Here is a 3,064-nt window from a genome sequence, read left to right on the forward strand (position 1 = left end):
GCCGGCGACCCCGACGCCGGGTCGGCGGCACCCGCCGACCCCGGGACTCCGGGCGGGGCCGGAACCGGTGGCCAGGTCTACAAGGACGGCACCTACACCCAGGACGGCTCCTACCAGTCCCCCGCCGGTCCGGAGGAGGTGGGGGTGACCCTCACGCTGGAGGCCGACGTCGTCACAGCCGTGGAGGTCGAGCCGATGCCCGACAACCCGACCACGAAGACGTACCAGGGACGCTTCGCGGGCGGGATCTCCGACGCGATCGTCGGCAAGAAGCTCGACGAGCTCTCCGTGGACAAGGTGGCCGGGTCCTCGCTGACCAGTGGAGGCTTCAACGAGGCGACCGGCAAGATCAAGAGCGAGGCCCGGCTCTAGGCCGATCGGCGTGGCGGACACCTTCGGCTTCGACGCGATCGGCACCCGGTGGCGCGTGGACAGCGCCTCGCCCCTGGCACCGGAGCAGAGGTCCGGGCTGCTGCGACTCGCCGAGGAGTACGACGCCGTCTACTCGCGGTTCCGGGAGGACTCGGGCATCACGGCGCTGGCGCGGACCGGAGGACGACTCGGCCTGCCCCACCACGGGGCGCCCCTCGGCCGGCTCCTGCGCTCGCTGTACGACCTCACCGGCGGCGGCGTCTCCCCCCTGGTCGGTGAGCGGCTCGCCGCCCAGGGCTACGACGCCGCCTACTCCTTCGTCCCCACCGAGGCGCCGGCACCGGCGCGGGCCTGGGAGGACGTCCTCGAGTGGACGGACGACGGCGTCACGCTGCTCGAGCCGGCCCTCCTGGACGTCGGAGCCGCGGGCAAGGGCCAGCTCGTGGACCTCATGCTCGGCGCCCTCGTCGCTGCCGGCCACGAGGACGTGGTCGTCGACGCCAGCGGCGACATGCGGCGGGCAGGCGCCGGTACCATCACCGTCGGCCTCGAGCACCCCTACGATCCGTCGTCGGCCATCGGGACGGTGGAACTGGGCGCCGGCGCGCTGTGCGCCTCGGCCGCCAACCGCCGCGTGTGGGGGGACGGCCTGCACCACGTCCTCGATGCCCGGACGGGCCGCACCGTGGACTCCGTCGTCGCCACCTGGGTCCTCGCCGAGGACGCCATGACGGCCGACGGCCTGTGCACCGCCCTGTTCGTCGCGGACCCCGCGGACCTCGCCGGAACCTTCGATTTCGACTTCGTCCTGATGTACTCGGACGGACGCGCCCGCTATTCCGACCCCCTCGCAGGAGCCCTGTTCTCATGACCGCAGCACTCGACGGCCTGCTGGGCCGCATGACCATGTACCGGCTGACGCTGATCCTGCTCCTGGTGCTGACGGTGGAGGCGTTCGCGCTGTCGCTGACGGGCCTCCTCGCCTACACCCCGGCCGAGCTCGGCGGGACGCTCGTGGCCGCGGTCGGCGGGACGATCATCGGGACCCGGCTGATGGCCCTGATCCTGCGGCTGCGTCCGCACACCGACTCGTCGCTCATCACGGGACTGATCGTGTTCCTGATCATGTTCCCCTCGAGCACCGCGTCCGGGCTCGGCGGCATCCTCGCGGCCGGAATCGCCGCCGGTGCGTCGAAGTTCCTCCTGGCCTTCCGTGGACGGCACATCTTCAACCCCGCGGCGACGGGTGCCGTGGTCGCCACCCTGCTCGGCGTGGGTGCCGCGGCCTGGTGGGTCGCCAACCCCTACATGCTCCCCGTCGTCGCACTGGGCGCCGCGCTTCTCCTGTACCGCACGCGGAAGCTCCCGATGGGGGCGGTCTTCCTGCTCGTGGCGATCGGCATCCTGCTCTACGGACTCGCCCGGTCCGGGATGACACCGGGCACCGGACTGCAGCTCGTCCTGACGTCGTACCCCGTCCTGTTCCTGCTCGGTTTCATGATGACGGAGCCGCTCACCCTGCCTCCGCTCCGCTGGCAGCAGTGGCTGTTCGCCGGGACCGTCGCCGCGGTCTTCGCGCTCCAGCTGTCCGTCGGACCGGTCTTCCTCGGCCCGGAGTTCGCCCTCCTGATCGGCAACGCCGTCGCGTTCCTCATGGGCCAGCGGCGCGGCGTACGGCTGTCCTTCGCCGGATCGCGGCAGCTGACACCCACCAGCACCGAGCTCGTCTTCGAACCCGCCCGCCCCGTGCGCTTCCGGGCAGGGCAGTACATGGAGCTCTCCATGCCGCACCGCGGCGCGGACAGCCGCGGCAGCCGGAGGATCTTCAGCATCACCTCCGCCCCGCAGGACAGGGAAGCCCTCTCCTTCGGCCTGCGGACCACCGCATCGGGCAGTTCCTTCAAGAAGGCACTCCTCGAGCTGCCGAAGGAGGCCCGCATCACCGGGACACTCGTGGGCGGCGATTTCAGCCTCCCGCGCGATCCGTCGGTCCCCCTGCTCCTCGCCGCGGGCGGGATCGGGGTCACCCCCTTCATCAGCCAGCTGCGCGACCTCGCCGCGCGCGGCGAGGAGCGCGACGTCGTCCTCGCCTACGAGGTCAGGAGCGAACAGGAGATCGCCTTCCGCGACGAGCTGCTCGAGCTCGGCACGCGGGTGGTGCTGTTCATGCCCACGGCGGGGCCTGCGCCGGCACTCCCCGAACGGTGGATCCACGGTGGCGCCGAGCCGACCTCGGACACCCTCCTCGCCGCGGTGCCGGACCTCGCCGAACGCAGGGTGCTCGCCTCGGGGTCGCCGGCGTTCCTCGGGCGGATCCGCTCGGAGGTACGCAGGGCCGGCGTCGCGCGCATCCGGACCGATGCCTTCCTCGGCTACTGACACCCGGACGGGGCGGCGACGCGGTCGGTACCGACGAGCGTTTTCCCGACCCGACCGCCACCTGATAAGCTCTACGAGTCCCTAACGGGTACGGGAGTTCCCGTGTCCGCCTTCGTAGCTCAGGGGATAGAGCGTCTGCCTCCGGAGCAGAAGGTCGTAGGTTCGAATCCTATCGAGGGCACACACGACTCACGCAGAGTCCACCGCCGTCGGCCACCAGGCCGGCGGCGGTTCTGTTTTGGTAGGCTCCACAGGATGCGGCCCCCGGGGCCGGACCAGCACCTACCGGCGGGGGGAACGTGGGGACGAACGG

3 protein-coding genes and 1 tRNA gene are annotated in these 3,064 nt (G+C 71.5%); all 4 read left to right on the plus strand.

Features of this window, described 5'->3' with window-relative positions:
* Positions 1-372: FMN-binding protein (locus CVO76_RS07410; RefSeq protein WP_208741515.1), on the plus strand; the 372-nt coding region annotated here is incomplete at its 5' end.
* Positions 373-382: 10 nt separating this feature from the next.
* Positions 383-1,243 carry an FAD:protein FMN transferase gene (locus CVO76_RS07415; RefSeq protein ID WP_244186260.1) on the plus strand — a complete coding sequence of 287 codons (861 nt, stop codon included), beginning with the start codon at positions 383-385 and terminating at the stop codon, positions 1,241-1,243.
* Positions 1,240-2,751 (plus strand): FAD-dependent oxidoreductase, encoded by a 1,512-nt coding sequence (locus CVO76_RS07420; protein WP_208741516.1) that lies wholly within the window; start codon positions 1,240-1,242, stop codon positions 2,749-2,751. Before CVO76_RS07415 ends, CVO76_RS07420 begins: the two co-directional genes overlap by 4 nt.
* A gap of 108 nt (positions 2,752-2,859) precedes the next feature.
* Positions 2,860-2,932, plus strand: a tRNA-Arg gene (locus tag CVO76_RS07425).
* Positions 2,933-3,064 lie beyond the last annotated feature (132 nt).

Source organism: Arthrobacter agilis, from assembly GCF_002953615.1.
Lineage (GTDB): Bacteria > Actinomycetota > Actinomycetes > Actinomycetales > Micrococcaceae > Arthrobacter_D > Arthrobacter_D agilis_B.

Excerpts from the sequence above, each read along its gene's own strand:
- CVO76_RS07420 (WP_208741516.1), top strand. The coding sequence starts at position 1,240 with ATGACCGCAGCACTCGACGGCCTGCTGGGCCGCATGACCATGTACCGG.